At 70.5% G+C, this 5,275-nt stretch carries 6 protein-coding genes; 4 read left to right on the forward strand and 2 right to left on the reverse strand.

Features of this window, described 5'->3' with window-relative positions:
- From DEP02_RS17360 to DEP02_RS17370, 3 genes are all read left to right on the forward strand, one after another.
- Positions 1-621 (forward strand): glutamyl-tRNA reductase (locus DEP02_RS17360; protein WP_500299442.1); only part of this gene is annotated, 621 nt, incomplete at its 5' end.
- Positions 618-1,577 (forward strand): hydroxymethylbilane synthase, encoded by a 960-nt coding sequence (hemC, locus tag DEP02_RS17365; RefSeq protein ID WP_112468374.1) that lies wholly within the window; start codon positions 618-620, stop codon positions 1,575-1,577. The genes DEP02_RS17360 and hemC, both read left to right, overlap by 4 nt.
- Positions 1,574-3,277 carry a bifunctional uroporphyrinogen-III C-methyltransferase/uroporphyrinogen-III synthase gene (locus tag DEP02_RS17370; RefSeq protein ID WP_112468376.1) on the forward strand — a complete coding sequence of 568 codons (1,704 nt, stop codon included), beginning with the start codon at positions 1,574-1,576 and terminating at the stop codon, positions 3,275-3,277. Before hemC ends, DEP02_RS17370 begins: the two co-directional genes overlap by 4 nt.
- 308 nt (positions 3,278-3,585) lie before the next feature.
- Here DEP02_RS17370 and DEP02_RS17375 read toward each other — a convergent pair whose 3' ends face one another.
- The gene (locus tag DEP02_RS17375; protein WP_112468378.1) at positions 3,586-3,792 is read right to left on the reverse strand and encodes a DUF397 domain-containing protein; all 207 of its coding nucleotides are present in this window, start codon (positions 3,790-3,792) and stop codon (positions 3,586-3,588) included.
- Entirely contained in the window at positions 3,789-4,574 is a 786-nt protein-coding gene (locus DEP02_RS17380; protein WP_112468382.1) for a helix-turn-helix domain-containing protein, read from the reverse strand. The genes DEP02_RS17375 and DEP02_RS17380 overlap by 4 nt, the downstream gene beginning before the upstream one ends.
- Before the next feature lie 211 nt (positions 4,575-4,785).
- Between DEP02_RS17380 and DEP02_RS17385 the strand changes: the two genes are divergently transcribed.
- Complete coding sequence (locus DEP02_RS17385; RefSeq protein ID WP_112468380.1) at positions 4,786-5,217, forward strand: ATP-binding protein; 432 nt, start codon at positions 4,786-4,788, stop codon at positions 5,215-5,217.
- Positions 5,218-5,275: the final 58 nt, after the last annotated feature.

Genomic DNA, 5,275 nt, shown 5'->3' on the forward strand with positions numbered 1-5,275 from the left:
GAGGCCGACGCCGAGCTGATCACCGCGCTCGCCGCGACCGCGGCCACCGTCGGCCGCGTCCCCGAGCGCCGCAGGCCCGAGCCGGTCGCCGCCCCGCGGCCCGAGCCGGTCCTGCACGTCCTCGACCTCGCCATGCCGCGCGACGTCGACGCGGCCGTGCACCGGATCGCCGGGGCCCGCCTGGTGGACATCGAGTCCCTGGCCGAGGCCTCCGCCGACGCTCCGATGGCAGCCGACGTCGACCAGGTCCGCCGTATCGTCTCCGACGAGGTCGCGGCCTTCGGGGCGGCCCAGCGGGCGGCGCACATCACACCCACCGTGGTCGCCCTGCGCACCATGGCCGCCGACGTCGTCAGCAGCGAGATCGCCCGCCTGGAAGGGCGGCTGCCAGGCCTCGACGACAAGCACCGGGCGGAGATCACCCAGACCGTGCGGCGGGTCGTCGACAAGCTGCTGCACGCACCGACCGTCAGGGTCAAGCAGCTCGCGGCCGAACCCGGCGGCGCCGGGTACGCCGACGCGCTGCGCACCCTGTTCGACCTCGACCCGGAGACGGTGGCCTCCATCTCCCGGGCCGACAACGACTCAGAGATCCACAGCAAGAACCGAGGGCCAGTATGAGTGAGAAGGCACTGAGGCTCGGGACCAGGCGGAGCAAGCTCGCCATGGCCCAGTCCGGGATGGTTGCGGACGCGGTGAGCCAGGTGACCGGACGGCCCGTCGAGCTCGTCCCGGTCACCACCTACGGCGACATCTCCCGTGAGCACCTGGCGCAGATCGGCGGCACGGGAGTGTTCGTGGCGGCGTTGCGCGAGGCGCTGCAGCGGGGTGAGGTCGACTTCGCGGTTCATTCGCTCAAGGACCTGCCCACCACGCAGCCCGAGGACCTGGTCCTGGCCGCCATCCCCAAGCGCGAGGACCCGCGTGACGTACTCGTCGCCCGGGACGCGCTGAAGTTCACCGACCTGCCCAACGGGGCGCGCGTAGGAACGGGTTCGCCGCGCCGCATGGCCCAGCTGAACGGGTACGCCCGCGCCCACGGCCTGGGCATCGAGACGGTCCCGATCCGGGGCAACGTCGACACCCGCATCGGCTTCGTCAAGAGCGGCGAGCTCGACGCGGTCGTCCTGGCCGCCGCCGGACTGAACCGGGTCGGCCGTAGTGACGAGGTGACCGACTTCCTGTCGGTCGACACGATTCTGCCGGCCCCCGGCCAGGGGGCTCTGGCGGTCGAGTGCACCGCGGACAACCCGGAGCTCACCGCCGCGCTCGCCGAACTCGACGACCCGCACACGCGGGCCGCCGTGACCGCCGAGCGGTCACTGCTCGCCGCCCTGGAGGCCGGCTGCAGCGCCCCTGTGGGCGCGCTGGCCGACCTTTTGGGCGATGGGCAGACTGTCAAGGAAATGCGCCTGCGGGGTGTCGTCGGCAGGACCGACGGCTCCAAGCTGGTGCAGCTGTCCACCACCGGTCCCGTGCCCCGGACGCACGATGAGGCGATGGCGCTCGGCCGCGAACTCGCCACCGAGATGCTCGCGCAGGGCGCGGCCGGTCTGATGGGGGAGCGAGCACAGTGAGCCCCACCACCTTTTCCGCCGCGAGTCCTGAACACGGGCAGGTCACCTTCCTGGGTGCCGGACCCGGAGATCCGGGACTTCTGACACTGCGCGCCGTGGAGGCGCTGGCGCACGCCGACGTCCTCGTCGGCGAGCGCGAGGTGCTCGAGGTCGTGCGCGGGCACGCCCGGCAGGGCGTCTCCGTGGTGCACACGGACCCGGATCCTTCCTCGGACCCGATCCCGGGCACACCCCAGCTGAAGGTGGTTGACAGTACGTCACCCACCGCTGGGGCCCCCGCGGCGCGGGATGCCGCACATCTTGTCATGGAGGCTGTGCGGGGCGGCAGGCGGGTCGTCCGTGCGGTGTCCGGGGACCCGGGACTCGATACGTACACCGCGGAGGAGATGCTCGCCTGCGCCGCCGGGGGCGTTCCCTTCGAGGTCGTCCCCGGCATCGCGACCGCCGTCGGCGTGCCCGCGTACGCCGGGGTGCCGCTGCGGGACGCCGAGGGCACGGACGTCCGCTTCGTGGACGCCCGCACCGCCTCGGACCGCTGCTGGACGGAGGTGGGCGCCTCCGACGGCACGGTCGTCGTGTCCGCCACGCTCGACTCGGTCGCCGCGGCGGCCGGCGAACTGGTCGCGGCCGGCCGCAAGCCGGACACCCCGATGACGGTCACGGTCGCCGGCACGACCACCCGCCAGCGCACCTGGACGGCGACCCTCGGCACGATCGCGCAGACCCTGAAGCAGGCCAAGGTCCTGCCGTCCCCGGAGGGCCATCGGAAGGTGATAGCCGTGGTGGGTGAGCGCAACGCAGCTGCCCAGCAGGACCAGCTGTCGTGGTTCGAGTCCAAGCCGCTGTTCGGCTGGAAGGTCCTGGTGCCGCGCACCAGGGAACAGGCGCCCGCGCTCTCCGACCAGCTGCGCTCCTACGGCGCCGTACCGCACGAGGTCCCGACGATCGCCGTCGAGCCGCCGCGCACGCCCCAGCAGATGGAGCGCGCGGTCAAGGGCCTGGTCACGGGCCGCTACGAGTGGATCGCCTTCACCTCGGTCAACGCGGTCAAGGCGGTGCGCGAGAAGTTCGAGGAGTACGGCCTCGACGCCCGCGCCTTCGCCGGCATCAAGGTCGCCGCGGTCGGCGACCAGACGGCCAAGGCCCTGATCGACTTCGGCGTGCGGCCGGACCTGGTCCCGAGCGGCGAGCAGTCGGCCCGCGGGCTCGTGGAGGACTGGCCCCCGTACGACCCGGTCTTCGACCCGATCGACAGGGTCTTCCTGCCGCGCGCGGACATCGCCACGGAGACGCTGGTCGCGGGCCTGATCGAACTCGGCTGGGAGGTCGACGACGTCACCGCCTACCGCACGGTCCGCGCCTCGCCGCCCCCGGCGGAGACCCGCGAGGCCATCAAGGGCGGCGGCTTCGACGCGGTGATGTTCACCTCGTCCTCGACGGTCCGCAACCTGGTCGGCATCGCGGGCAAGCCGCACAACGTGACGGTGATCGCCTGCATCGGCCCGGCCACGGCCAAGACGGCCGAGGAACACGGCCTGCGCGTGGACGTGATGGCCCCCGAGCCCTCCGTCCACAAGCTGGCCGAGGTCCTGGCCGACTTCGGCGCGAAGCGCCGCCTGGCCGCCCTGGAGGCCGGCGAGGCGGTCACTCGGCCGAGCGAGCGCCGCCCGGGGGCGCGGAGGCGTCGTACGTCGACGTGACGGGGTGCTCTGGTGGCGGAACGTGCCGTGCGGCGCGTTCCGCCACCACGCGTTTCCGCCCCCGACCGGGCGGTCGAGGCCCGGGTGGTGAACAAGTGGCGGATTTGGGCCAGCGAGGGGCCTGAAAACCGCAGGTGGAAGGTTCGAGGCGTGGCCCAAATCCGCCACTTGCGACCTCACACCCCCGGAATCCTTGCCAAGTAAGCCTGTTCATGTCATCCTGCGAGGCTTTGCTCTGACAACGCGGGCCAGGAATCCGGGGGGAGACACACCCGTGACTTGGGTGCGGGCCGCGTATGTTCGCCCGATCAGTGCCCGGAGGTATACGGCAGGAAGGCCGCCCAGGTGGTGGGGTTGAGGGCGAGGCGGGGGCCGTGGGGGTTCTTGGAGTCGCGGACGTGGATGGCCTCGGGGGTAGTTGCGACCTCGACGCAGGAAGGGGTGTCTGCGCCGCTGTAGCTGCTCTTTATCCATTCGAGCGCCGTACCGTCCCCGGAGGCAGGCTTGAAGCTCATAGCTCTCCCAGCATTTTCTCGATGAAGGCCAGGGACTCTTGAGGGTTGAGAGCCTGGGCTCGGATGATCCCATAGCGGATCTCAAGGATCTGAACGAGTTTCGGGTCGGCGATCGCACGGCTGATGAGCTGCACTTCGTTGTACCCCACGGTGGTGCCGTCCTTGAGTCGGAGCACTCGGAGCGGTCCGTCGACCCCTGCGTTTCCCTCACGCCCAAGAGGCATGACCTGGATGTCAAAGTTACGCAACCCGCCCAGCTGAAATAGCTGTTCGAGTTGTTTGCGCATCACCATTCTGCCCCCGTAGGGGCGTCGCAACGTTGACTCGCACTGGACGAAGTTGAAGACCGGCAACGCGGTGGAGCTGTCCAGGATCTCCTGGCGAGCCAGCCGCGCAGCTACCTGCTGCTCCAACTCCTCCTCCGTGAATGGCGGACGCCGCGAGCTGAACACTGCCCGTGCGTACTCCTCGGTCTGCAACAGCCCGTCGATGACCGAGTTGTTGTAGGAACAGATCTCGACGGCTTCCGCCTCCAGGCGCTTCACGTCCCGTACCTTCTTCGGGTACCGCGCCTCCGCCACGTCCTCCTTCAACGCCGCGATCTTGCCGCCCGCCCCCAGGGCCACGTCCGCCGCGTCCAGGTACTCGGGGCGGGGGATCCGCCGCCCTCGCTCCACGGACGAGACCAGCTCCTGCCCGTACCCGATGGCCGCCCCGAACTCCGCCTGGGTCATGCCGGCGGACTCCCGCCACAGCTTCAACCGCCGGATGACCGTCCGCATGACGCCCCCGGCCTCGTCGTCCTCCGGCTCCGCGTTCCAGTCGTCCACGTCCGTCACCACCCTCCGCGCCGCACCTCTGTGCTCAACTCCGGCCGTACACGGGCCGTCACTGCGGACGAGCCGGACGGAAGCCGGACCGGGTCCGGACGGTCGCCGTCCGCCCGGACACCAACTCTTCACAAGTTACGCACGAGCAAACACGTTGGGTGACGTGAATCAGGAAATCACCGCCCCGCGCACCCCGCTGCACCAGTTCTCCGTGCCGCTCTCCGCGACCCGTCGTGGCGCCCGCCTCGCCCGGCTGCTCGCCACCGAGCAACTGCGTTCCTGGGGCGTACCGTTGGACCCGGCCCGGCTGATCGTGGCCGAACTCGCGACGAACGCCGTCGTGCACGGCCGTGTCTCCGGCCGGAGTTTCCGCCTCACCCTCGTCGTCGACGAACTGGGGACGCTCCGCATCGAGGTCACCGACACTCGCGGCGACCAACTGCCCGCGCGGGCACGGTCGACCACCGACGCGGAACCCGCGGAGTCCGGCTACGGCCTGCTGCTGGTCGAGGAGCTGGCGGACCGCTGGGGCTTACGGACGGGACCGCTGCCGTGCAAGACGGTGTGGGTGGAGTGCGCCATGGAAGCGCCTTGATGTATTCCCGGCTGAGTCGGGAGGAATTCGGAGAATATTCCTGGGCTGAATGACTTAC

Source organism: Streptomyces triticisoli (assembly GCF_003270085.1).
Taxonomy (GTDB): domain Bacteria; phylum Actinomycetota; class Actinomycetes; order Streptomycetales; family Streptomycetaceae; genus Streptomyces; species Streptomyces triticisoli.